This is a genomic window from Alsobacter sp. R-9, assembly GCF_054612375.1.
In genome coordinates this window covers 1-24,143 of sequence record NZ_JBTSWJ010000004.1, presented here as the reverse complement: position 1 = coordinate 24,143, position 24,143 = coordinate 1, and the positions used below count along the sequence as shown (strand labels likewise).

Below are 24,143 nucleotides of genomic sequence, written 5' to 3'. Positions count from 1 at the left end.
GACCGCGGTTGAGACGGGCCTGCGGTTCCCGGCTCGGACGCGGCGGGTTGCAGGAAGGTCAGTCTCCGACGATGACCCCCGCCGCTGCGAGAGTGTCGAGCTCGGCGCCGGTGAAGCCCCACGCGGAGAGGGCGCCGCGCGTGTCGGCCCGGGGATCGAGCGGCGGGTTGCGCACCGCGCCAGGCGTCCGGCCGAAGCGGGGTGCCGGCGCCGGCGCCGGACCTGCCGGCCCGTCCGCCATCACATAGGCGGCGCGCGCGAGCGCGAGGGGGTGGCGTGCGCTCTCCTCCATGTCGAGGACAGGCGACACGCAGGCGTCCCGGTTCGCGAAGACCGCCTCCCAGTCGTCCCGCGTCCGCGATGCGAAGATCGCCGCGAAGCGGGCGCGCAGCGCCGGCCACGCCGCCCGGTCCTCGCGGTTCTCAATGGAATTCGGGTCGAGCCCGAGCCCGCGCAGCAACTCCAGGTAGAATCGTTTCTCGATGGCACCCACCGCCACGTGCCGTCCGTCCGCGGTGGCGTAGACGGTGTAGAAGGGCGCCGCCCCGTCGAGGACGTTGCCGGCCCGACGGTTCGACCACTGCCCGGCCGCCGCGAGGCCGTGGAACATGGTCATGAGGCTTGCCGCCCCGTCGACCATCGCGGCGTCGACGACCTGTCCCTCGCCTGAACGTCTTGCCTCGACCAGGGCCGCCAGCACGCCCATGGCGAGGTAGAGCGCCCCGCCGCCGAAGTCCCCGACGAGGTTGAGGGGCGGGACGGGAGCGTCCGCCGTGCCGATGGCCGCGAGCGCTCCGGTCATGGCGATGTAGTTGATGTCGTGCCCGGCCCGCTGGGCGAGGGGACCGTCCTGGCCCCAGCCCGTCATGCGCCCGTAGACGAGCCGCCGGTTCACCGCCTTGCAGGCGTCCGGCCCGAGGCCGAGCCGTTCCATCACGCCGGGCCTGAACCCCTCGATCAGGATGTCGGCCTGCGCGATGAGCCGCAGCACGGCGGCGACGCCGGCCTGCGTCTTGAGATCGATGGCGGCGGCGCGCTTGCTGCGGTTGAGGAGTTCGTGGCGCGGATCGAGGCCGAGGCCGAGGTCGGCGGGACCCGGGCGGTCGACGCGGATGACCTCGGCGCCCATTTCGGCGAGCAGCATGGCGCAGAAGGGCGCCGGGCCGATTCCCGCCATCTCCACGATCCTGACGCCGGCAAGCGGACCCATACCCCCCGTCCTCCGCGGCCTGTCACGCCGGCCTTGGGGTCAGGGTGGCACGCCCGGGTGCCGGACGTGAAGAGGGCGCGCCGGCCCAACGGGGCCGGCGCGCCGGTCAGGCAATGATCTTGCGGGTCAGGGCAGCAGGGCGCCGCCCTGCGCCGTCGCGACGGTGCGCGACTTGGCGGCCGCGGGCGCCGTCGCGGTCTTCGCGGCCGGCTTCGCGGCGACGCTCTTCTTCTTCGGCTCGACGGGCGCGCCGTCCTCGCCCATGGCCTGCGCGGGGGGAGGCGGCGCCCGCCGCGTCTTGCCGCGCGGCTGCTGCGGCTCGTCGAGCACATAGCCGTCCGGCGGCTGGTTCGCGCGGTTCGCCGCGCCGGCCGCGATGGCGCCGATGGCGAGGCCGCCGAGAGCAGACCCGACGTCGAACCCGCAGCTGACGCAGGCGGCGGCAGCCGGGCGCGGCGTCGCGGTCAGGCCGGCGGCCGCCAGGAGGACGGCGATCACGGCGCCTGCGGGCGAGAGCAACGAGCGGATCATGGTGAAGCACCCCGATGGGACGACACGAGAACGTAGCTCACCATGACAGCGTCGCAGCCCCCTGGATGTGCGAAATCGCACAGTGCGCAATCAGAAGTTGCATCATCTGTTGACGATGCCGGCATCCGTCCGTCCCGGGCGGGGCCGCATCCGCTAGTCTCCTGTCGTCCCGGCCCGCCGCCGGACCCCGCCACAGTGACCGCCGCCATGATCCGCTGTCTCGTCCGAGTCCTTGCCGCCCGCGTCCTCGTCCTGCCCTGTGTGCTCGCCGGGCTGGTCATGCTGGGCTTCGCGCCGGTCTCGTCGGCGTGGGCGCAGAAGCGCGTGGCGCTGCTCATCGGCAACTCCAGCTACAGCAGCGTGCCGAAGCTGGTGAACCCGTCCAATGACGTCGCGGCGATGGAAAGGCTGCTGAAGGAGGCCGGCTTCGACACGGTCATGACCGCCGTCGACCTCGACGAGCGCGGCGTGCGCCGGGCGCTCCTCAACTTCGAGGACGCGTCCCAGGGCGCCGACGTCGGCCTCATCTTCTACTCCGGCCACGGCATCGAGCTGAACGGCCAGAACTACCTCGTGCCCGTCGACGCCCGCCTGATGAGCGACCGCGTCGTCGACGACGAGGCGATCCCGCTCGACCGCGTGCTGCGGTCGATGGACAACGTGAAGCGGCTGAAGCTCGTCATCCTCGACGCCTGCCGCGACAACCCGTTCCTCCAGTCGATGGCCCGCACCGGCGCCTCGCGCTCGGTCGGCCGCGGCCTCGCCCGCATCGAGCCGCAGGGCCCGGACACGCTCATCGCCTATGCCGCCAAGGCCGGCACGGTGGCGGAGGACGGCGACGGCCGCAACAGCCCCTTCACGAGCGCGCTGCTGCGCCACCTCGCGACGCCCGGCCTCGACGTCCGGCTGGCCTTCGGCCTCGTGCGCGACGACGTGATGGCGGCCACCCGCAACCGTCAGGAGCCGTTCGTCTACGGCTCGCTCGGCGGGGCGCTGCTCTCCGTCCGCAAGGCCGACGCGCCTTCGCCCGCACCGGCCTCCGCGGCGCCGGCCCCGTCCGCGTCCGCGTCCGCTCCCGCGGCCGACATCTGCGGCCCGGCCGCCTCGCACTGGACCGAGGCGCGCACCTTCGACCGCATCGACTTCTACGAGGAGCACGTGCGCCTCTTCGGCTCCTGCGCCTTCGCCGGCTTCGCCCGGGCGAAGATCGACGAACTGCGCCGCCGCTCCGCCAGCGTCGCGCCGGCCGCGGTCGCGCCCGCGCCGCAGGCGCCCGCCGCCGCAACGGCGCCGGGGCCAAACGACTGCGACAGGCTGGCCGCGAGGCCCTACGACCCGAAGGCCGTGGCGCCGGGCGTCGGCATGCTCGAGATGGATGGCGCCGCCGCCATGGCCGCCTGCACCCGTGCACTGGCCCAGGATCCGGACGAGCCGCGCTTCATGTTCCAGCTCGGCCGCTCCCTGCATCGCCTGAAGCAGCCCGATCAGGCCGTCCGGTTCTACCAGGACGCGTGGAGCAAGGACTATCCCGCCGCCGGGTCCGCGCTGGCCTACGCCTATGCCGAGGGCGACGGCGTCGCCGCCGACCCGAAGCAGGCGGAGCAGCTCTACAAGGCCGCGGCCGGGAAGGGCGACACGCAGGCCATGCACAACCTCGGCTGGCTCTACGACGGCGGTCGCGGCGTCGCGCGCAACCCGAAGGAGGCCGCCCGCCTCGTCATCGGCGCGATCGAGAAGGGCAACGCTGCCTCGCTGGCGCAGGTCTCGGACGGCAGCGACGCGTGGTCGCAGGAGTTCCGCAAGGAGATCCAGGAGCTCCTGCGCCAGCGCAAGGCGCTCGCCGGTCCCGTCGAACCGAAGTTCTCGGACAGGACCCGCGCCGCGCTGCGCACGGTCGCCGGCACCGCCGGGCCGGGAACCACGAGCCCCTGAAGCGCGTCTCCTCGGCTGCCGCCGGCCCTACCGGATGGGCGGGCCGCTGATCCGATGCCACGTGGCTGACGAATACTGGAAAACATCACTTGACGGGCCTCAGGGCCCTCCCATATGAGAATGAACGTTCATTCGGGAATGAACGTTCATTCAGGGATTGCCCGAGCCATGAGCCTCGTCACCACCCGCCAGTCGGCCTCGGCCGCCGAGCGACGCAACCTCATTCTCGATGCCGCGGAGCGCTGCTTCGTGCGCGCGGGCTTCCACCGCACGACCATGCAGGACGTGGCGGCGGAGGCGGGGATGAGCGCGGGCAACCTCTACCGCTACTTCCCCTCGAAGGAGGCCATCGTCTCCGGCCTCTCCGAGCGGGACCGCGAGGAACTCGCCGGTGACTTCGCCACCATCGCCACGGCGGACGACTTCCTCGCCGCCTTCGAGGCCATGGGTCGCAAACACCTCATCGAGGAGCCGCGCGAGAAGGCGATCCTGGTCATGGAGATCTGGTCGGAGGCCACCCGCAACCCGCAGATCGCGCTGCAGTGCGGTGGCTTCGAGTCGGCCGCCATGCAGCACATGTTCGCCGTGTTCACCAAGGCGCAGGCCCAGGGCGCCATCGCCCCGTCCGTCGACATCGACATGGCGATCCGCGTGACGATGACGATGGCCGACGGCCTGTTCAAGCGGCGCGCCCTTGATCCGCATTTCGACGGGGAGCGCGAGCTCGCCGTCACGCTTGCCCTCTTCCGTTCGATCTTCGCCGGCGCCGTCGCGGCGCCTGCCGCGAAGCCCGCATCATCCCCCGTGTCCGTGTCCGAGGTCCGTCCGTGATCGTCCGTCCGATGCTTCTGCGCACCGCAGCCGTTCTCGTTCTCGCCGCCGCCGGCATTGCGGTCGTGGCCGCCGCGCCGCGCGCCGCCGAGGCCGTGGGCGCGCCCGCGGCCTCCATCGCCGTCCCGGCGGTCACCGCCGCCGTGGCCCAGCGCCGCGAGATGGTCGACAGTCTCCTCGTCAGCGGCAACCTGATCGCCCGTCAGGAGGCGCTGGTGAATGCCGAGGTCGACGGCCTCAAGGTCATCGAGCTCCTCGCCGACGAGGGCGACCGGGTGCAGGCAGGCCAGGTGCTGGCGCGTCTCAACAAGGAGACGCTGGACACGCTGCTCGCCCAGAACGACGCCGCCATCGCGCGCGCCGATGCCGCCGTGGCGCAGGCCGAGTGGGCCATCCCGCAGGCGGAGGCCGCCTTCACCGAGGCGCGCGCGGCTCTCAACCGCACGATGACCCTCAAGGAGAGCGGCAACACGACTCAGGAACTCATCGACCAGCGCACAGCCGCCGCCCGCACCACCGAGGCGCGCCTCTCCGCCGCCCGCAGCGGCCTGCAGGTCGCCAAGGCCGAGAAGGCCTCGGCCGAGGCGCAGCGCGCCGAGCTGAAGCTGCGTCTGGCCCGCACCGAGATCCGCTCGCCGGTCTCCGGCGTCGTCAGCCGCCGCAACGTCCGGCTCGGCGCCATCGCCGCCGTCGCCGCCACCGAGCCCATGTTCCGCATCATCGCCAACGGCGAGGTGGAGTTCGAGGCCGAGGTGCTGGAGACGCAGGTCGCCCGCCTGCGCACCGGCGCGCCTGTCACGGTCACCCCCGCCGGCGGCCAGCCGGTCGAGGGCCGCATCCGCCTGCTGCCGGCCGAGATCGACCCCATGACCCGCCTCGGCAAGGTGCGCGTGTCGCTGCCGCAGTCCGACGCTCTCCGGGTGGGCAGCTTCGCCCGCGCCGCCATCGTCGTCGAGCGTCGCGAGGGCATCGCCGTGCCGACGCCTGCCGTCCTCTTCGGCGCCGCCGGGGAGCGCGTGCAGGTGGTGCGCGACGGCCGCATCGCCGAGCGCAAGGTGAAGGCCGGCATCACCGCCGGCGGCTACACCGAGATCCTCGACGGCCTCGCCGCCGGCGAACAGGTCATCGCCAAGGCCGGCGCCTTCCTGCGCGACGGGGACGCCGTGCGGGTCGCCGACCAGACGGGAGCGAAGTGATGCAACTCAACGTCTCCGCCTGGTCCATCCGCCGGCCGATCCCCTCGATCGTCCTGTTCCTCGTGCTGTGCGTGCTCGGCTGGGTGAGCTTCTCCAGCCTGCCGATCACGCGCTTCCCCAACATCGACCTGCCGCTGGTGTCCGTCAGCGTCACCCAGTCCGGCGCGGCGCCGTCCGAGCTGGAGACGCAGGTCACCAAGAAGGTCGAGAACGCCGTCTCCGGCATCTCGGGGGTCAAGCACGTCATCTCCAACATCACCGACGGCAGCTCGGTGACCACCATCGAGTTCCGGCTCGAGGTGAACAGCGACCGCGCGCTCAACGACGTGAAGGACGCCATCGCGCGCATCCGCGCCGACCTGCCGCGCACCATCGACGAGCCCATCGTCCAGCGCATCGACATCGCCGGCCTGCCCATCGTCACCTACGCCGCGTCGGCGCCCGCCCTGTCGGCAGAGGACCTGTCCTGGTACGTCGACGACGTCGTCGTGCGCGACCTCCAGTCGATCCGCGGCGTCTCCAAGGTGGAGCGCATCGGCGGTGTAGACCGCGAGATCCGCGTCTCGCTCGATCCCGACCGGCTCGCCGCCTTCGGCATCACCGCCGCCGACGTCAACCGCCAGTTGCGCGCGACGCATGTCGACCTGGCCGGCGGCCGCGGCGAAGTGGGCGCCCGCGAGCAGTCCATCCGCACGCTCGCCGGAACGCAGACGCTGCAGCAGCTCGCCGACACGCGCATCGCGCTGCCGGGCGGCCGCAACGTCCGCCTCGACGAGCTCGGCACCGTGACGGACGGCCCGGCCGAGGCGCGCACCTTCGCCCGCCTCGACGGCGAGCCCGTGGTCGCCTTCGCGATTTCCCGCGCCAAGGGCGCCAGCGACGCCACGGTCGCCGAGGCGGTGACCAAGCGCGTCGCCGCGCTGCAGGAGAAGCGCCCCGACGTGAAGCTGCAGCTGATCGACAGCTACGTCACCTACACGGTCGGCAACTACGAGTCGGCGATGATGACCCTCATCGAGGGCGCCGTTCTCGCCATCATCGTGGTCTTCATCTTCCTGCGCGACCTGCGCGCCACGATCATCTCCGCCGTGGCGCTGCCGCTGTCGGTGATCCCGACCTTCTTCGCCATGGACGCGATGGGGTTCTCGCTGAACCTCGTCAGCCTGCTGGCGATCACGCTCGTCACCGGCATCCTCGTCGACGACGCCATCGTCGAGATCGAGAACATCGTCCGGCACATGCGCATGGGCAAGTCGCCCTACCGCGCGGCGCTGGAGGCGGCCGACGAGATCGGCCTCGCCGTCATCGCGATCACGATGACCATCGTCGCCGTGTTCGCGCCGGTGAGCTTCATGGGCGGCATCGCCGGCCAGTACTTCAAGCAGTTCGGCCTCACCGTCGCCGTGGCGGTGCTGTTCTCGCTGCTCGTCGCGCGCCTCATCACCCCGATGATGGCCGCCTACCTGATGCGGGCGAAGCCCGGGCACCACGAGCGCGAGGGCTTCGTGATGCGCGGCTACACCCGCATGGTCGGCTTCGCGGCGCGGCACCGGTTCCTCACCGTGCTCATCGGCCTCGGCTTCTTCGCGACCTCGATCTGGTCGACCTCGCTGCTGCCCTCCGGCTTCCTGCCTGGCGAGGACACGGCGCGCTCGCTCTTTGCGGTGGAGCTCGCCCCGGGCTCGCGGCTGGAGGACACGCGCCAGCTCACCGACCGCGTCGCGCGGCAGCTCAAGGAGCGGCCCGAGGTGCGCAACGTCTTCGTCGACGGCGGCCGCATCCTCGGCGGCGGCGCCGAGGTGCGCAAGGCGACCCTCATCGTCAACTACGTCAACAAGCACGACCGCAAGATCAACCAGAAGGCGCTCGAGCGCGCGATCCTGACCGACCTCGCCGCCATCCCGGACATCCGCTCCTGGGTGCTGAACGAGAACGGCCAGCGCGGCCTGTCGCTCCTCGTCACCGGCGAGGATCCCCAGCAGGTCGTCGACATCGCGGCCCGGCTGCAGAGCGAGATGCGCACGCTGCCGACGCTGCAGGGCGTGGTCTCCACCGCCGCGCTTGAGCGGCCGGAGATTCGCATCACGCCGCGCAACGACCTCGCCGCCGATCTCGGCGTCTCGACCGACACGATCGCCGAGACGGTGCGCGTGGCCACCATCGGCGACGTCGGCGCCAACCTCGCCAAGTTCAACGTCGGCGACCGCCAGATCCCGATCCGCGTGCAGATCGACGAGCGCTGGCGCTCCGAGACCGCCGTGCTCGAGGCGCTGAAGGTGCCGACCGCCCGCGGCGGCTCGGTCCCGCTCGCCGTCGTCGCCGACATCGGCTTCGGCCAGGGTCCCTCGGGCATCGACCGCTATGACCGCGTGCGCCGCGTCGCGCTGGAGGCCGACCTCTACGGCACCGACGCGCTCGGGCAGGTGATCGAGCAGGTCATGGCGCTGCCGACGGCGAAGTCGCTGCCGCCGGGCGTCAAGATCCAGACCTCGGGCGACGCCGAGATCATGGAGGAGGTGTTCCGCGGCTTCGCGCTGGCCATGGGCTCGGGCGTGCTGATGGTCTATGGCGTGCTGGTGCTGCTCTTCGGCGGCTTCCTGCAGCCCATCACCATCCTGTTCTCGCTGCCGCTCTCCTTCGGCGGCGTGGTCCTGGCGCTGCTCGTCACCGGCAAGCCGATCAGCATGCCCGTCGTCATCGGCATGCTGATGCTGATGGGCATCGTGACCAAGAACGCGATCATGCTCGTCGACTTCGCCATCGAGGAGATGGCGCGCGGCGTGGATCGGGTCACGGCCATCGTCGACGCCGGCCGCAAGCGCGCCCGGCCGATCGTGATGACCACCATCGCCATGGCCGCCGGCATGGTGCCGAGCGCGATGGCGCTGGGCGACGGCGGCGAGTTCCGCTCGCCCATGGCCATCGCCGTGATCGGCGGCCTGATCGTGTCGACGCTGCTGTCGCTCGTCTTCGTCCCGGCGGTGTTCCTCGTGATGGACGACGTCAGCCGCTTCTTCACCTGGGCGTTCGGCCGCTTCGTCGGCAAGGCCGACGAGCCGGAGCCGGAGACGCCCCCGCAGCCCGCGCTGCCGGCGCACGGATCCCCGCCGCCGGTGCGCATCGCCGCCGAATGACGGGAGCCGGGCGGGCGCGAGCGCCGGCCCGGCACCTTCACCCGAGCCAGTCGTTGTGTCTGTCGATCCGCGGAGGACGGGAGTGATGAGCGAGCCATCGGCACCGCCGGAAGAGACCCACCGGCCGGCGACGTGGCGCAGGGCGTGGTCCGCGGGCGTCGCGCGGCTGCCGGTGTCCGGCTGGCCGACCGGCCGCTGGCGCCGCATCGGGCTCGCCTGCGCCGGCGTGGCGCTCGTCGTCGTGCTCGCCGGCGCCCTGACCGGGAGCCTGCTGGGGGCCGGAGCGCTGAAGCTGACGCGGGCGTTGTTCGCGCCCGAGCCGCTGATCGCGCAGGAGACGCTGCCCGCGGTCCGGTGAGCGGCCGGGTCAGCGGCTCGCGAGGGCCTTGATCTTGTCCGCCGCCTGTTTCGGGGTGTCCGTATAGCGGATGATGCCGGCCGGCCTCCCGGCTGCGTCCGTCATGAAGACCTGCAGGGGATGGTCGACGGTGTAGCCGCCGGCCGAGGGGACCTTCCGCACCGTCACGCCGAGGCTGTTCACCAGTTCCCTTACCGCCGCAGGGCGGCCCGTGACCCCGCGGATGCGGGGGTCGAAGGCTTCCAGATAGGCCTTCATCGCCGGGGCGCTGTCCCGCTCGGGATCGACCGAGGCGAACAGCACCGTCACCCGGTCCGCCGCGTCGCCCGCCTCGGCCATCGCCATCGTCAGGCGCTGCAGCGTGTCCGGGCAGATGTCTGGGCAGTGCGTGAAGCCCAGGAACAGCAGGTAGGGCCGCCCGGCGAGCGTCGCCGGCGACACCTCGCGGCCGGCCGTGTCCGCCAGCCTGAACCCGCCGGCCGCCGCCGCCCGCAGCGGCTCGACCCGCGGAGCATCGGCTGCCGCCGGGGCGGCGAGGGCGAGGAGGAGGGCGGTGCAGAGGAGGCGGAACGGCTTGGCCATGGCGGGACAGTTCCACGCCGGGCGGTCGGCAACAAGCCCGGGACGGGCCCGCCCGCTGCCGTCAGTCGTTCACGAACGCGTCGAAGGCGAGCCAGAACGCGTCGCGCACCACGTCGCGCTCCATCAGCACGTCGTGCGCGCAGTGGGGGAGGGCAAGCGCGGCGCCCCGGCCGGTGCGGCGCGCGAAGGCCATGGCAGCGGGGGTGGAGGTCACGCGGTCCTGGTCGCCGGCGACGACGAGCAGGGGCGACGTGATCGCCTCCGCCACCTCGGGCCGGCGCAGCGTCGCCATGGCGCCGAAGGCCTCGTGCAGCCAGCCGAAGGTCGGGCGGCCCACGGCGAGATGCGGCGCGGCGGCGAGGATGTGGTGGGTGCGACCGTAGCGCTCGGGGTCCGACGTGAGCACGTTGCCGGGCTGGTGGTCCGCCGCCGCGGCCAGACGCCGACGCCGGGCCGGAACCGGCCGGCCGGCGAAGCCGGCGCCGTGGCACAGCCGCACCAGCCATTCCGCGCCCGGCGGGCGCAGGCGCGGAGCGATCTCGATCATCGGGGCCGTGACGATGGAGCGGTCGACGAGATCCGGTCGCCGGCGCAGGGCGTGGAGCAGGATGGCGGCGCCCATGGAGTGGGCCAGCGCGATGACCGGTCCCCGCCGGGCGGCGCGCACCTCGTCGTCGACGATGTCGATGAGGTCCTGCACGCAGTCGCCGAAGCGCTCGAGGTGGTTCAGGGAGGGGTCGCGGTGCAGGCGCTGGGAGCCGCCCTGGCCGCGCCAGTCGAAGGTGAGGACGTCGAACCCGCGCGCCACGAGGTCCGCCACCACCTCGTAGTACTTCTCGATGACGTCGGCCCGCCCCTGCAGCAGAACCACGGTGCCACGGGTGGCGCCGCGGCCGCGATGGCGCGCCGTGCGCAAGGCGAGGCCGTCGCGGGTCTGGAACTGGCCTACCGAAAGCCCCTCCGGCCGCGGGTTCTGCGGCACCGACACGAGTTCGAAGCAGGCGCCGCCCACGGTGCGTTCCGGACGGTCCCCGCGCACGGGAAGCTGGCCCGGCAGCAGGCTGCCAGCGAAACGAAGGGGCGAGACCGGGTGGATCATCGGGGCGGGGTCGTCTGGCGAAGGGGCAATGCGGACATTCCGCAACCCCGATGTCATATAGCCGTCTTGGCCTTCGCGGATAGTGGGACCTTTACGGGTTTCCCTCGCATCCACCGCTGGCCGTCAGCCAAGGTTCGTTGCGCCAACGAAGAAGGGCTCCCCGAAGGGAGCCCTGTCCTCGATCGCGGAAACGGTGGTCGGAGCGATAGGATTTGAACCTACGACCCCTTCGTCCCGAACGAAGTGCGCTACCAGGCTGCGCTACGCTCCGCCGTCCCCGTGGGTGCCGCCTTATAGCGACCACGTCCGCGTCCCGCAAGTCCGCTGAAGCGGTTCCGGCCCGGCGTCCGGAGAGGGGGTCCTCCGCCCCCGGCGCAACCCGGGATGGTGGCCGTCACGGCAGGGCCTGGCGCCGCCCGCCAGGCCCTCGTCAGGTCCCGGCCCCCGGTTGCGCCGGCCCCGGCGTCCCACTATCGTCCGCCCGCCGCCGGACCCGAATCCGCGGCCGGTGGGGCGTCGCCAAGCGGTAAGGCAGCGGATTTTGATTCCGCCATGCGGAGGTTCGAATCCTCCCGCCCCAGCCAGACCTCGCTGGATGCAGTCCCTCGCCGATCCGCGACGGATCAGCGGCGCGGTGCATAGGTGAGCGGGATCTCCGTCGTGCACTTGAGTTCTTCCATGGCGAACATGGACGTGACCTCGGTCAGTTCGACCTTCGCGATGATGCGCTTGTAGAGGGCGTCATACGATCCGATGTCCGGGACGACGGCCTTGATGAGGTAGTCGATGTCGCCGGCGAGCCGGTAGAACTCCAGCACCTCGGGAATGGCGTTGAGCGCCCGGTGGAACTGCTCGAACCAGTCGAGGCTGTGCCGGCTGGTGCGGACCGCGATGAAGACGGTCACCCCCGCGTTCAGCCGGTGTCGGTCCAGCAGCGCCACGCGCCGGGAGATGAAGCCCTGCTCCTCGAGCCGCTGGACGCGGCGCCAGCACGGGGTCGGCGACAGGCCGACGCGTTCGGCCAGTTCCGCCATGGTGAGCGACGCGTCGGACTGGAGGATGGCGAGGATCCGGCAATCGATGTCGTCCAGGGCCTCGGGCATGAAAATTTCATCCCTTCAATTGGATTTGGGTGGGTTGAATTTTGCGCATTACGGCCCGTAGCGAGCGATAATTGCAATCTCATTTCGGGCCGCTGCGGTAAAATGAGGTTGTTTTTTCCCCCGAGGTCGATCCCATGCCGCCTGCCTCCGCCCCAGCCTCGCCGATCCTCGCTCCGTTCGCCGATCTGGGACTGTTCGGGCCGCATCACGCCGCGGCCTACCTCGACAAGGCCCGGGCCACCCTGCGCGAGGCCCTCGCAAGCCCTTGTCTTCTGGACGGGATCACGCTGCAGCGTCAGGAGGGAAGCTACACCCGCACGCTCCTGTTCGGGGACGACCAGGTGAGCGTCTTCGCGCTCCTCTGGCCCGCCGGCGCGCGGACCTCGATCCACGACCACCACTGCTCCTGCTGCTTCGGCGTCGTGAGCGGCGTGCTGACCGAGCGCTGGTTCCGGGTCGTCGGCCCCGGCCGCGCCGCCGTTTCGGCCACGGCCAGGCGGACGCCGGGCTTTGTCGCGGCGATGCTGCCCGATGGGCCCAACATCCACCAGATGGTGAACGAGACGAGCGAGGACGCGGTGTCGATCCACATCTACGGGTTCGACCACCGCCGGCACGCCTCCTCCATTCACGCCGAGTTCGAGGAAGCGAGCCAGTAACGCGGCCGAAGCCGGCGGCGACGGCGCGGCAGCGGGCTTCCGATGACGTGGGCGTGGGCGTCGCGTCCCCGCTACGGCCCTTCGGTCGCGTCGTTGATCTCGACCCAGTGGCCGTCGGGGTCCTGGAAGTAGATCTGGCGGATGGCGTCAGGCCGCACGTGGACGGTGTTGGGCTCCAGCGCGAGGCTCACATAGGTCACGCCCTCCCGCGTCAGGCGGGCCATGGTGGCGTCGAGGTCCGTCGAGGCCAGCGCGAAGTGCGTCGAGAAGGGCCGGGGGCGCCCGTCCACGTCGTCGCCCCCGATCAGATGGATGCTGCGCACGCCGTCGAGGTCGAACCAGCGGATGTTGGTGCGTCCGACGCGGTTGGGAATCTCGGTGAGGCCGAGGACGCGCGCGTAGAACGCGGCGCTGCGGTCGACGTCCCGCACGTAGAGCGAGACGTGATGCAGGTTGTAGGCTTCCCCGGTCATGGCCGTCGTCCGTGTCGAGCGTTTTCCCGGCGGCGAGCGTAGGCGCCCTGCCGGACCCCGGCAAGCAGGGGGGAGGGCGGGCGCGGCTGCACTGCGGGGGGTGCATTGCCGGCGGGCCGCACCCTGCTTAGGCTCCGTCCATGACGTCGCCGCCCCCGCTCCGCCTGCCCCCGACGACGCGCCGCCGCTGGCTCGTCGGCTGCGCCGGCTGGGTGCTGCTGGGCGCCTCGAGGCCGGCGGCCGCGGCTGAGACGGCATCGCTGGCCCCGTTCATGGCGCGTGCCGCCGCGCTGCGCGACCAGGCCGTCGCTGCGGGCGACCAGTCCTACGGGGCCGTGCTGGTTCGCGAAGGGCGGATCGTCGGGGAGGGGCCCAGCGCCGTGGTGACCAGGGCCGATCCCACCGCCCACGCCGAGACCGAGGCGATCCGCGACGCGGTCCGACGCGCCGGCCCGGCCGGCGCCGCCGGCGCGACGCTCGTGTCGACCTCGCGGCCCTGCCCGATGTGCGAGGCCAACGCCGCCCGCGCCGGCGTGGCGCGCATGGTCTACGGCGCCTCCCTCACCGACGCCGGCGCGCCGAGGGCACGATGAAGCCGTACCGTCCCACGCCGGCCCCCGCCACGCCGGCGTCTGCCACGCCGGCCACTCCCACCCGCCGCGCCGTCGCCGCGGGCCTGCCGGCCTTCGTCGCGGCGTGGGTCCTCATGCCGCACCGGAGCCCTGCCGCCGTGACCTCGCCCGGCCAGTCCCTGATCGATGCCGCCTCCCGCGGCGACCTCGCCGGCGTGGAGAAACTCCTCGCCTCCGGGGCCCCCGTCACCGAACGCGACGGCCGCGGCCGCACGGCGCTGCTCGCCGCCACGCACGCCAACCATGTCGAGGTCGCGCGGCGGCTCATCGCCGCGGGGGCCGACGTCAACGCGAAGGACGACATCCACGACAGCCCCTACCTCTACGCCGCCGCCGAGGGACGCCTCGAGATCCTGAAGATGACGCTGGCGGCGGGCGCCGACCTGCGCAGCGTCAACCGCTACGGCGGCACGGGGCTCATCCCCGCCGCGCATCATGGACATGTCGAGGTGGTCCGCACGCTGCTCGCCACCGCCGTCGACGTGAACCACGTGAACCGCCTCGGCTGGACGGCGCTGCTGGAGGCCGTGATCCTCGGCGACGGCGGCCCCCGCCACACCGAGATCGTGCGCCTGCTGGTCGCCGGCGGCGCGAAGGTGGACTTCCCGGACCGCGACGGCGTCACGCCCCTGACTCACGCCCGCCGGATGGGACAGTCCTCGGTCGTCGCCATCCTGACCGCGGCGGGAGCGCGCTGAGACACGGATTCCACCGCAAGCGGCGGGATGCGGAGGTGGCGCCGGGCGGCTTTCCTGCGGGCTCCCTTCGAGGAGACCTCACCATGGACTTCCGCATCACCGGCTTGTCGCCCGAGCCCTTCCTGCCCCTCTACGGCCTGCCCGGGGAGGACCTGTCCCGCCTCGGCATCCTCCGCGTCCCCGTGGAGGCGGGCGTCGGCTTCCCCGACCGCGTCGAGATGCGCGAAGGGCGCCCGGGCGAGACGATGCTGCTGCTCAACCACGAGTGCCAGCCCGCGGCCTCGCCCTACCGGGCGCGCCACGCCATCTACGTGCGGGAGGGAGCGACGCAGACCTACGACCGGGTGAACGAGGTCCCCGAGGTCATGCGCCCCCGCATCCTCTCGCTGCGCGCCTACGACGCGGCGGGCATGATCGTCGACGCCGACCTCGTCGACGGCGAGAAGATCGAGGGCCTCATCCACCGCCTGCTGGCCCAGCCGGCGGTCGCCTATGTCCACGCCCACAATGCCAGGCGCGGGTGCTATTCCGGCCGCATCGAGCGGGCCTGAGCGACCTTCCCCGGCATCGGCATTTGCGCTTGATGAACAGGTACTTGTCGAAAATCGGGCGTCGCGCTGCCGCTCCGTTAACCGGTCCGCGCTAGGGTCGTCCCGAAGGCCGGGCGACCGGCGACGGGACGGAGCGGACGGGCATGAAGCCCTCGCACGGGACACGCGATCCCCTCTCGAAGGCACTGCGGGCCATCCGGCCCGCAGTGGCCGCCGTGTTCGTGTTCTCGCTGTTCATCAACCTGATGGTCTTCATCCCGTCGGTCTACATGCTGCAGGTCTACGACCGCGTCATGACCTCGCGGAACGAGACGACGCTGCTGATGATCTCGGCCATCGTCGTCGCCCTGCTCTTCGCCTACGCGGCGCTGGAGCACCTGCGGTCGAAGATCCTCGTGCAGGCGGGCCTGCGCTTCGACGACGTGCTGTCGGGGCCCGCCTTCGACGCCGCGCTGCAGGCCGCTCTGAGGCAGCGCGGCAGCCACCACGCGCAGGTGCTGCGCGACGTCGACGCGGTTCGCGACTTCATCGGCGGCGCCGGCATCGTCACGCTGCTCGATGCGCCGTGGGTGCCGATCTTCCTCGTCGTCTGCTTCCTCTTCCACCCGCTCATCGGCGCGGTGGCGTTCGTGGGCGCGGCCGCGCTGTTCCTCATCGCGCTGCTCAACGAACTGCTCACCCGCCGCCCGCTGGTCGAGGCGTCGCTGCTCGCCATCGCAAGCCACGAGCGGCTCTCCGCCTCGCTGCGCAACGCCGAGGCGATCCGCGGCCTCGGCATGGCGCGGGCCGTGCGCGGCCGCTGGCAGGCGCACCACCAGGAGGCGCTGGAGAAGCAGGTGCTGGCCGGCGAGCGCGGCGGCCTGCTGCTCGCCGCCTCCAAGGTCCTGCGCCTCGTGCTGCAGGTCGCCATCCTCGGCGCCGGCGCGTGGCTCGCCATCCGGCAGGAGATCAGCCCCGGCGTCATGTTCGCCGCCTCGCTCATCATGGGCCGCGCGCTGTCGCCGGTGGAGCAGGCGGTCGGCCAGTGGCGCTCCTTCGTCACGGCCCGCGCCGCCCGCCAGCGCCTCGTGCGCCTGTTCGCCGAGCACCCGGCCGTCCAGCCTCGCCTGCGGCTGCCGCCGCCGCGGGGGCGTGTCGACGTGGAGGGCCTGACCGTGCTGGCGCCGGGCACCCAGTCCGCCGTCGTGCGGCGGGTGACGTTCGCGCTCCAGCCGGGCGAGGTGATGGCCGTGGTCGGCCCCACCGGCTCCGGCAAGTCCTCGCTCGCCCGTGCCCTCGTCAACGCCTGGCCGGCGGCCGGCGGCAGCGTCCGCATCGACGGCAACGACATTGCCCACTACGACGTCGACCAGTTCGGCGCCGCCATCGGCTACCTGCCGCAGGACATCGAGCTCTTCGCCGGCACCATCGCCGAAAACATTTCCCGCTTCGGCCCGCGCGACGACGCGGCGGTTGTGGCCGCCGCCGAGGCGGCGCAGGCGCACGCCGTCATCCAGCGCCTGCCGGAGGGCTACGACACCGTGGTCGGGGAGGACGGCGTCGGCCTCTCCGGCGGCCAGAAGCAGCGCCTCGGCCTCGCCCGCGCGCTCTATGGCAGCCCATGCCTCGTCGTGCTCGACGAGCCCAACTCCAACCTTGACGGGGAGGGCGACGCCGCGCTCGTCGCCGCCATCGCCGGCCTGAAGGCGCGAGGCGCCACCGTCGTCATCATCACCCACAAGCCGAATCTGCTCGGCGTCGTGGACAAGGTGCTGGTGATGCACGAGGGCGAAGCCCGCAAGGTGGGTATGCGCGACGAGATGCTGCCGCTGATCCTGGGCCCCAACGTCGCCGCGGTCGTTCGCGACATGGGCCGCGGCGCGGCGCGCGAGCCGGCCCCTGACGTCGGATCGTCCCCCGCACCCGCGCAGAAGGCAGCGGCCCATGGCGCGTGAGACGCGGACGCCGCGCGGTGACTGGCGGCCGGCCGTGCGGGCCGGCGCCGTCGTCATCGTCCTCACCTTCGGCGTGTTCGGCGGCTGGTCGGCCGTGGCGCGGCTCGACGCGGCGGTGGTCGCACCCGGGCGCATCACGCTGGAGACGGACCGCCAGCTCGTGCAGCACCTCGAGGGCGGAATCGTGGCGGAGATCCTCGTCACCGAGGACCGCCGCGTGGAGGCCGGCGAGGTGTTGGTGCGCATCGATCCGATGGCCTCCCGCGCCGCCGCCGAGATGGCGCGCAACCAGGCCGCCTCCGCCGAGGCCGAGGAGGCGCGGCTCATCGCGGAGATCGAGCGGTCGCCGACGTTCGTGCCGCCGGCCCTGCTCACGGCGCGCGCCGGCGAGCCCGAAGTGGCCCGCGCGCTGGCGGACCAATCCCGCGCCTTCGACGACCGCCGGTCTGCCCGCGCCAACGAGGCGGCCGGCATCAACGAGCGCATCGCCCAGGCGGAGCGGCAGATCGAGGGGCTCAACGCCCAGCTCGCCAGCGCCCGGTCGCAGGTGAAGTCCTTCACCGACGAGATGGCGCGCCTGCGCCCGCTCGAGCTGCAGGGGCTGATCCAGCGCCCGCGCATCCAGGGCGTCGAGCGCCAGCGCACCGAGATGGAGGGCCGCATCGGCGCCTTCGAGGCGGAGGTGGCGCGGCTCGGCCGCGTCATCGCCGAGGCGCGGCTGCAGGTCGAGGGCATCGACCGCCGCTTCGTCGAGGAGGCCTCGGCCCGGCTCGTCGCCGTGCGGCGCGACCTCTCCGATGCCCGCGAGCGCCGCCGCGTGGCGGAGGACCAGCTGCGCCGCGCCGAGGTCCGCGCCCCGCGCTCGGGCCGCATCGTCAACCGCCGCATCAGCACGGTGGGCGCCGTCGTGCGGCCGGGCGAGGTGATGATGGAGATCGTGCCGGAGGACGACGTTCTCGTCGTCTCGGCCCGGCTGAGCCCCATCGACATCACCCACGTCCACCCCAGCCTGCCGGCCGAGGTGCGGCTGCCCGCGTTCAAGTCGCGCACCACGCCGATCGCCGTCGGGGAGGTGCGTTCCATCTCGGCCGACGCCCTCGTCGACGAGGCGACGCGACAGCCCTACTACGCCATGCAGGTCTCGGTGCGCGCCGCCTCGTTCCCCGAGGGGATGCGCTCCCGCCTCGTGCCGGGCATGCCCGCCGACGTCGTCATCGCCACGGGCGAGCGCACCGTCCTCGACTACCTCGTCCAGCCCCTCAGCGACGCCCTGCGCCGGGGCATGCGGGAGAACTGAGGCGGGGAACGACCACCCGCGTCGGCACACCAAAGACGCGGGAGGTGATGGGATGACGACCGGGGCGAGGTGGCCGTTTCCGGCGAGCCCGGGCCGCCCGCGATCGCCGTATGCGTCGCCTTCGGCTCAAGTTTTCGGAGGAGTCTTTTAATTTCGAGACAATCGCTCAACGGCCACGCCACAGCTGCCTGCGATGATGCAGGACGATCGCCACAGCCTTCCCAGGATACACGACCGTGAAGCAGTCGCCGGCCCGCCTCCCGCTCGATCTTGTCTCGCTCCCCGAGGACCTCGATCCCTTCGCCCCGCAGGCTTCCCGTCCCGCCGACGCCCCCGCGGGCGCGGCGCCGTGGACGCCATCGCTGCTGTCGACGGAGGCGCTGCGCTTCGACGCCTTCCTGACGCCGGGCGGCGTTCCGCTCGTCGGGCGCATGCCGGCGGACGAGGCGCGCGCCGCTCCGGCTGCGGCCGTCGTCGACCCGTCCGAGGCCACGCTGCCGGGAACCGACGCGCCGGCCGCGGCTGTCGCTGCCGCCTCCGTCGACGCGCCCGTCGCCGATGCCGCACCCCTGGCGGCGATCGAGAGCATGGCCGTCGCGGTGCGCGCCGTCGGCGCGACCAACGACCCGCTCGCCTCCTCGCAGTGGCACAAGTCGAGCATGGACGTGCTGCGGCTCGGCAGCGAGTTCACCGGCCGCGGCGTCAAGGTCGGCATCTATGACGACGGCATCGACAAGAACCACCTCGACCTGCGCGGCAACTACAATTCCGCGCTCGAGCTCACCATCAACGGCGTGAAGCTCGACCCGTCGACCTCCGGCGGAACGCATGGCACCGCCGTGGCCGGCATCATCGCCGCCACCGCCGACAACGGCATCGGTGTCTCTGGCATCGCCTACGGCGCGCAGTTCGCGACGGTGAACGTCTTCGGCAACGCCGGCGGCGCCAACATGATCACCGCCATGCGCATGCAGACGACGTACGACGTCACCAACCACTCCTGGGGCTGGGTCGGCCGCTACGTCGACGGCACCGCGGTGGCGACGTCGTGGGGCGCTCAGTTCGGCGCGGCGCTGACCTGGGCCGGCACGTACGGCCGCGGCGGGCTCGGCACCATCGAGGTGAACTCCGCCGGCAACGACAGCGCCACCAACTCCAACGCCTCGAACTTCAACGCCAGCCGCTACACCATCACCGTCGGCGCCATCGCCGACACGGGCGACGTCGCCTTCTACTCGACCCGAGGCTCCTCGGTGTTCGTCTCTGGCTCGTCGAACGGCGGCTGGTACGGCATCACGACGACGGACCAGACCGGCGCCGCCGGCTACGCGGCGGGCGACTACACGTCCGGCTTCGGCGGCACCTCGGCCGCCGGCCCCATGGTGACGGCGGCAGTGGCCCGCATGCTGTCGGCCAATGCCGGCCTCGGCTGGCGCGACGTGCAGGACATCCTGTCGGTCAGCGCCAACCACACCACGCCGGCCGCGCTCACCGGCGGCCTCGCCGGGAACATGCAGTACGGCTGGACGATCAACAAGGCGGACAACGTCAACGGCGGCGGCCAGCACTACTCCAACGACGTCGGCTTCGGCCTCCTCGACGTGCACGAGGCCGTGCGCTTCGCCGAGGTGTGGAGCAACTTCGGCGTCGCGCAGACGACCGCCAACGAGCAGACGGCGAGCGTCGCCGCGGCGACCAGCATGGCCCTGCGCGACGGCGTCACGGCGAGCACGCGGTTCACCGTCACCCGTGCCATCGAGCTCGAGAGCGTCGCGCTGACGCTCACGCTGACCCATGGCAACGTCAACGACCTGCGCGTCGAGCTCGTGTCGGCCGAGGGCACCCGCAGCGTGCTGCTGGCGCCGATGTCGGGCACGCAGTCCGTATCCGGCTGGACGTGGACCTTCACCTCCGAGGCGCTGCGCGGCGAACTGTCGAACGGCACGTGGACGCTGAACGTCACCGACACGCGCGCCAACGGCCTGCAGGGCACGCTCACCGGCTGGAAGCTCGACGTCTACGGCGACGCGCCGTCGGTCAACGACGTCATGCACATCACCGACGAGTTCGAGAAGATGGCCGCGCTCGACGCCTCGCGCCGCGTGCTGAAGGACCTCGACGGCGGCACCGACTGGATCAACATGGCGAGCCAGACCGAGACGGTCGTCGCCAACCTGAACACGGGCGTCGCGACGACCGTCGGCGGGCGCAGCTTCTTCACCATCGCCAGCGGCTCGACCTTCGAGAACATCGTCACCGGCGACGGCAACGACGTGATCACCGGCAACGGCGTGGCCAACCGCATCCTCGGCATGCGCGGCGACGACGTGCTGCAGGGCCTCGGCGGCGCCGACACGCTCGACGGCGGCGTCGGCACGGACACCGCGAGCTACGCGGCCTCCGCCGCCGCAGTGACCGTCAACCTGACGACGAAGGTGAACACGGGCGGCGATGCGCAGGGCGACGTGCTCGTCTCCATCGAGAACGTCACCGGCTCGGGCTTCGCCGACGTGATCACCGGCGACGGCGGCAACAACCTGCTGGACGGCGGCGCCGGCAACGACCGGCTGCTGGGCGCCGGCGGCGTCGACAGCCTCGTCGGCGGCACCGGCAACGACACGCTGCTCGGCGGCGCCGGCAACGACGTGCTGCGCGGCAGCGCGGGCAATGATGTCTATGCCTTCGACTTCGCCGGCTTCGGCCGCGACACGGTCGCGGACTTCGAGTTCGGCTTCGACCGCCTCGACCTGCGCGGCGCCGCCACGAGCGCGCAGGTGTCTTGGGCGACGGTCGGCACCGACCTCGTGGTCTCGATCGCCGGCTCCCTCGATGCCATCGTCCTCGCGGGCCAGGCCAACAAGCAGCTGGCGGCGAAGGACTTCATCTGGGGCTAGCGCAGCGGTCTCCCGGCCCCGCCTGCGGGGAGACGGGAGACCGTGCGACACTCTCCGGACGAATCGCGCCCGGCCGTCGTCCCGGGCCAGCCGGAGCACCGACGCATGCTGCTCAAGAGCCACGGGCGCTTTCCCTATTCGCCGATCGTCGAGCGGCCGGACTTCGCATGGCCGAACGGGCGGCGCCTCGCCGTCTACGTGGCGCTGAACCTGGAGCACTTCGCCTTCGGCGAAGGGCTGGGCGCCGAGCTCGCCCCGGGCGGCCCGCAGCCCGACGTACTCAACTACGCCTGGCGCGAGTACGGCAACCGGGTGGGCGCGTGGCGCCTGCTCGACCTGTTCGGTGACCTCCAGCTTCCGGCGGCGGCGCTGGTCAACAGCGCGATGTACGACCACGCCCCCCAGCTTGTCGCCGCCATGCGCCGGCGCGGCGACGAGATGGTCGGGCACGGGCGCACCAACGCCGAGCGCCAGAGCGTGCTGCCGGAGGAGGAGGAGCGCCGCCTCATCGCGGAGTGCACGCAGCGGATGCTGCGCGAGGAGGGGAGGTCGCCGGCGGGCTGGCTGAGCCCGTGGATCGCCGAGAGCCACGCCACGCCCGACCTCCTGAAGGAGGAGGGCTACGGCTACACGCTGAACTGGTGCAGCGACGACCAGCCCGTCTGGATGGCGACGCGCGCCGGTCCGCTGCTGGCCGTGCCCTATCCGCAGGAACTCAACGACATCCCCGCCATCGTCGCCCGCAAGGACGGCGCCGACGCCTTCGCCGACATGATCGTCGACAACCTCGACGAGATGATCGACCAGGCGAGGGGAGGCCCGCCGCTGGTGATGGGGATCGCGCTGCACGCCTACATCGTCGGCCAGCCCTACCGCCTGCGGCACCTGCGCCGCGCGCTCGCCCACGTCGCCGGGCGCCGCGACGATCTCTGGCTCACCACGCCCGGCGCCGTTGCCGAGGCCTTCGCCGCGACGGTGCCGCCGCCCTGACGGATTGGGCCTTGCCGCCGCCCACGCAACGTCCGCGCCCGGCCGGGCGTTGTCCGTCCCGAGAACGGAGGGGGCTCCGCAAGCGAGGTCAGGCCATGGGCATTCTCTGGACCATCATCATCGGTTTCGTCGCCGGCATCATCGCCAAGTTCCTCATGCCGGGCGACAACGAGCCCTCCGGCTTCATCCTCACCACGATCCTCGGCATCGTCGGCGCCTTCGTCGCGACGTGGCTCGGCCAGGCGGTGGGCTGGTACCGCGCCGGGGAGGGGGCGGGGCTCGTCGGTGCCGTGGTCGGCGCCATCATCGTGCTGGCCATCTGGGGCATGGTGGCCCGCAACCGCACCGTCACGACGCGCTGACGGCGCCGGCTGCGGCCGGGCTTGCGCTTCGTCAAGGCGTGTCACCCGACTGTCATGCTTTCCTGCGGGCAACCGCAGGGGAGCCATGATGAGCCGTACCGTGAAGACGAGGACCCGTCCCGCCACCACCGCCACCAACGTGGGCGCCGCCGGCGCCGATGCCCTCGCTGCCGCGAACGGCGTGGCTGCCGCGGCTCCCGCCGTTCCTCCGCCGGTGGTTCCGGCTCCGGCCACCGCCGAGGCCGAAGCCGCGGCCGCCCCGGCACCTGCGGACGGCGGGCGCACCATCGTCGAGGCCGCGGGGGCACTCGGCGCGCCGGCCAAGCGTGATCGCTCGCCCGCGCAGTTGCGCCACGACCCGGACGCCATCCGTCGCGCCTTCGAGACGGGCGAGTTCCCCTACGCGACGCGCCTCACCGAGAAGGCCTACATGGAGCACGTCCTGCCGCTGCAGGTGGAGCTCCTGAAGCTGCAGAACTGGGTGAAGGAGACGGGCGAGAAGATCGTCGTGCTCTTCGAGGGCCGCGACGCCGCCGGCAAGGGCGGCACGATCAAGCGGTTCATGGAGCACCTCAACCCGCGCGGCGCCCGCGTCGTGGCGCTGGAGAAGCCGAGCGAGCGCGAGCGCACGCAGTGGTATTTCCAGCGCTACATCGAGCAGCTGCCGGCCGGCGGCGAGATCGTGTTCTTCGATCGCTCCTGGTACAACCGCGCCGGCGTCGAGCGCGTCATGGGCTTCTGCTCGCCGCAGGAGTATCTCGAGTTCATGCGCCAGACGCCCGAGCTGGAGCGGATGCTGGTGCGCTCCGGCATCCGGCTCTTCAAGTTCTGGTTCTCGGTGACCCGCGACGAGCAGCTGCGCCGGTTCAAGTCGCGCGAGACGGACCCGCTGAAGCAGTGGAAGCTGTCGCCCATCGACCGCGCGTCGCTCGACAAGTGGGACGCGTACACCGAGGCCAAGGAGGCGATGTTCTTCTACACCGACACCGCCGACGCGCCGTGGACGATCATCAAGTCCAACGACAAGAAACGCGCCCGTCTCAACGCCATGCAGCATTTCCTCTCGACGCTGCCCTATCCGGACAAGGACACGCACGTCGTGAAGGGCCCCGACCCGCTGATCGTCGGCGCCTCCGCCCTCGTGCTCGGCCGCGACCCGACGCTCATCCAGCGCGTGTCGCACCCGGACCTGAAGCGGGCGAACTGACGGGGGAGGAGCCGTCTGCGGTTCGTGGCGAGGCGGGCCGCTGTCCGCGGACGTCGATGCGCCTCGTCGTTCCCGTGCATCCTGTCCCGGCCCGTTCCCGATCCCCTTCCCCAGCCCGCCTCCGGCGCTCCGGCCGGGGATCACGGCGGGGAGGATGCCCGCAAGTCCGGTCCGGGGGAGCGGTTCCTCGGCGGTCAGCTCTCCCAGCCGCCCCTCGGCCCTTCCGGACAGCCCGCCGTCACCATCTCTGACGCGCCCCGGCAGCATCCCGCCGTCATCCCCGGCGACCGGCGCAGCCGCTCGGGAAGGGGATCCAGCCCTTCGTCGCCCGTGTGACGAGACGGGCCCTCGACCCCGCCCACAATGTTCTTCGGCCCCGGCGCCTGTCCGGCTGGGGCTGTCGTCTGGGGCGTGTCTGGCTTTTCTGGTGTCGTCTGCGCCTGGCCTTCGGGGCGGTGCGCGGATCGGCA

The 24,143-nt window shown here is 72.0% G+C and carries 21 protein-coding genes and 2 tRNA genes; 16 read left to right on the top strand and 7 right to left on the bottom strand.

From position 1 onward, the window contains the following. Positions 1–58 precede the first annotated feature (58 nt). Together ACX9GQ_RS08115 and ACX9GQ_RS08110 are read right to left on the bottom strand one after the other, a co-directional pair. Positions 59–1,210, bottom strand: coding sequence for a CaiB/BaiF CoA transferase family protein (locus ACX9GQ_RS08115; protein WP_459629012.1), 1,152 nt, complete (start codon positions 1,208–1,210; stop codon positions 59–61). Between the two features lie 126 nt (positions 1,211–1,336). Continuing rightward, the gene (locus ACX9GQ_RS08110; protein ID WP_459629011.1) at positions 1,337–1,741 is read right to left on the bottom strand and encodes a hypothetical protein; all 405 of its coding nucleotides are present in this window, start codon (positions 1,739–1,741) and stop codon (positions 1,337–1,339) included. Between the two features lie 207 nt (positions 1,742–1,948). Here ACX9GQ_RS08110 and ACX9GQ_RS08105 point away from each other — a divergent pair, with 207 nt between their 5' ends. The 5 genes from ACX9GQ_RS08105 to ACX9GQ_RS08085 all read left to right on the top strand — a co-directional run bounded on the left by ACX9GQ_RS08105 (position 1,949) and on the right by ACX9GQ_RS08085 (position 9,192). Continuing rightward, positions 1,949–3,673, top strand: coding sequence for a caspase family protein (locus ACX9GQ_RS08105; protein WP_459629010.1), 1,725 nt, complete (start codon positions 1,949–1,951; stop codon positions 3,671–3,673). Between the two features lie 168 nt (positions 3,674–3,841). Continuing rightward, positions 3,842–4,504, top strand: coding sequence for a TetR/AcrR family transcriptional regulator (locus ACX9GQ_RS08100; protein ID WP_459629009.1), 663 nt, complete (start codon positions 3,842–3,844; stop codon positions 4,502–4,504). Further along, positions 4,501–5,700 (top strand): efflux RND transporter periplasmic adaptor subunit, encoded by a 1,200-nt coding sequence (locus ACX9GQ_RS08095; RefSeq protein WP_459629008.1) that lies wholly within the window; start codon positions 4,501–4,503, stop codon positions 5,698–5,700. The genes ACX9GQ_RS08100 and ACX9GQ_RS08095 overlap by 4 nt, the downstream gene beginning before the upstream one ends. Further along, entirely contained in the window at positions 5,700–8,834 is a 3,135-nt protein-coding gene (locus tag ACX9GQ_RS08090; RefSeq protein ID WP_459629007.1) for an efflux RND transporter permease subunit, read from the top strand. The genes ACX9GQ_RS08095 and ACX9GQ_RS08090 overlap by 1 nt, the downstream gene beginning before the upstream one ends. 85 nt (positions 8,835–8,919) lie before the next feature. Further along, positions 8,920–9,192, top strand: coding sequence for a hypothetical protein (locus ACX9GQ_RS08085; RefSeq protein ID WP_459629006.1), 273 nt, complete (start codon positions 8,920–8,922; stop codon positions 9,190–9,192). Between the two features lie 9 nt (positions 9,193–9,201). Here ACX9GQ_RS08085 and ACX9GQ_RS08080 read toward each other — a convergent pair whose 3' ends face one another. The 3 genes from ACX9GQ_RS08080 to ACX9GQ_RS08070 form a co-directional block, all read right to left on the bottom strand. After that, entirely contained in the window at positions 9,202–9,774 is a 573-nt protein-coding gene (locus tag ACX9GQ_RS08080; RefSeq protein WP_459629005.1) for an SCO family protein, read from the bottom strand. 61 nt (positions 9,775–9,835) lie between these two features. Further along, positions 9,836–10,873 (bottom strand): alpha/beta fold hydrolase, encoded by a 1,038-nt coding sequence (locus ACX9GQ_RS08075; protein ID WP_459629004.1) that lies wholly within the window; start codon positions 10,871–10,873, stop codon positions 9,836–9,838. A gap of 194 nt (positions 10,874–11,067) precedes the next feature. After that, a tRNA-Pro gene (locus ACX9GQ_RS08070) sits at positions 11,068–11,144 on the bottom strand. 238 nt (positions 11,145–11,382) lie between these two features. Here ACX9GQ_RS08070 and ACX9GQ_RS08065 point away from each other — a divergent pair. Further along, positions 11,383–11,457 (top strand) — tRNA-Gln (locus ACX9GQ_RS08065). Between the two features lie 39 nt (positions 11,458–11,496). Here ACX9GQ_RS08065 and ACX9GQ_RS08060 read toward each other — a convergent pair. Further along, complete coding sequence (locus ACX9GQ_RS08060; protein WP_459629310.1) at positions 11,497–11,964, bottom strand: Lrp/AsnC family transcriptional regulator; 468 nt, start codon at positions 11,962–11,964, stop codon at positions 11,497–11,499. A gap of 146 nt (positions 11,965–12,110) precedes the next feature. On the opposite strand from ACX9GQ_RS08060, the gene ACX9GQ_RS08055 reads away from it, so the two are divergent. Beyond that, entirely contained in the window at positions 12,111–12,635 is a 525-nt protein-coding gene (locus tag ACX9GQ_RS08055) for a cysteine dioxygenase (RefSeq protein WP_459629003.1), read from the top strand. 71 nt (positions 12,636–12,706) lie between these two features. On the opposite strand, the gene ACX9GQ_RS08050 is transcribed toward ACX9GQ_RS08055, so the two are convergent. Further along, positions 12,707–13,108: a VOC family protein gene (locus ACX9GQ_RS08050; RefSeq protein WP_459629002.1), complete on the bottom strand. Its 402-nt coding sequence runs from the start codon at positions 13,106–13,108 to the stop codon at positions 12,707–12,709. A gap of 140 nt (positions 13,109–13,248) precedes the next feature. Here ACX9GQ_RS08050 and ACX9GQ_RS08045 point away from each other — a divergent pair, with 140 nt between their 5' ends. From ACX9GQ_RS08045 to ppk2, 9 genes are all read left to right on the top strand, one after another. Continuing rightward, on the top strand, positions 13,249–13,701 hold the full coding sequence (locus ACX9GQ_RS08045; RefSeq protein WP_459629001.1) for a nucleoside deaminase: 453 nt from the start codon (positions 13,249–13,251) through the stop codon (positions 13,699–13,701). A 113-nt stretch (positions 13,702–13,814) separates the two neighbouring features. Continuing rightward, on the top strand, positions 13,815–14,438 hold the full coding sequence (locus ACX9GQ_RS08040) for an ankyrin repeat domain-containing protein (RefSeq protein ID WP_459629309.1): 624 nt from the start codon (positions 13,815–13,817) through the stop codon (positions 14,436–14,438). Between the two features lie 83 nt (positions 14,439–14,521). Further along, positions 14,522–14,989, top strand: coding sequence for a DUF1203 domain-containing protein (locus ACX9GQ_RS08035; protein ID WP_459629000.1), 468 nt, complete (start codon positions 14,522–14,524; stop codon positions 14,987–14,989). Between the two features lie 143 nt (positions 14,990–15,132). Then, positions 15,133–16,923, top strand: coding sequence for a type I secretion system permease/ATPase (locus ACX9GQ_RS08030; RefSeq protein WP_459628999.1), 1,791 nt, complete (start codon positions 15,133–15,135; stop codon positions 16,921–16,923). Next, positions 16,913–18,220 (top strand): HlyD family type I secretion periplasmic adaptor subunit, encoded by a 1,308-nt coding sequence (locus tag ACX9GQ_RS08025; RefSeq protein WP_459628998.1) that lies wholly within the window; start codon positions 16,913–16,915, stop codon positions 18,218–18,220. The genes ACX9GQ_RS08030 and ACX9GQ_RS08025 overlap by 11 nt, the downstream gene beginning before the upstream one ends. A 236-nt stretch (positions 18,221–18,456) precedes the next feature. Next, a complete protein-coding gene (locus ACX9GQ_RS08020) occupies positions 18,457–21,114 on the top strand; it encodes a S8 family serine peptidase (protein ID WP_459628997.1) in 2,658 nt (885 codons plus the stop codon). A 105-nt stretch (positions 21,115–21,219) separates the two neighbouring features. Further along, complete coding sequence (locus ACX9GQ_RS08015; RefSeq protein WP_459628996.1) at positions 21,220–22,104, top strand: polysaccharide deacetylase family protein; 885 nt, start codon at positions 21,220–21,222, stop codon at positions 22,102–22,104. A 95-nt stretch (positions 22,105–22,199) separates the two neighbouring features. Then, positions 22,200–22,466, top strand: a complete 267-nt coding sequence (locus ACX9GQ_RS08010) for a GlsB/YeaQ/YmgE family stress response membrane protein (RefSeq protein ID WP_459628995.1) — start codon at positions 22,200–22,202, stop codon at positions 22,464–22,466. An 88-nt stretch (positions 22,467–22,554) separates the two neighbouring features. Beyond that, on the top strand, positions 22,555–23,673 hold the full coding sequence (ppk2, locus tag ACX9GQ_RS08005) for a polyphosphate kinase 2 (protein ID WP_459628994.1): 1,119 nt from the start codon (positions 22,555–22,557) through the stop codon (positions 23,671–23,673). Positions 23,674–24,143 lie beyond the last annotated feature (470 nt).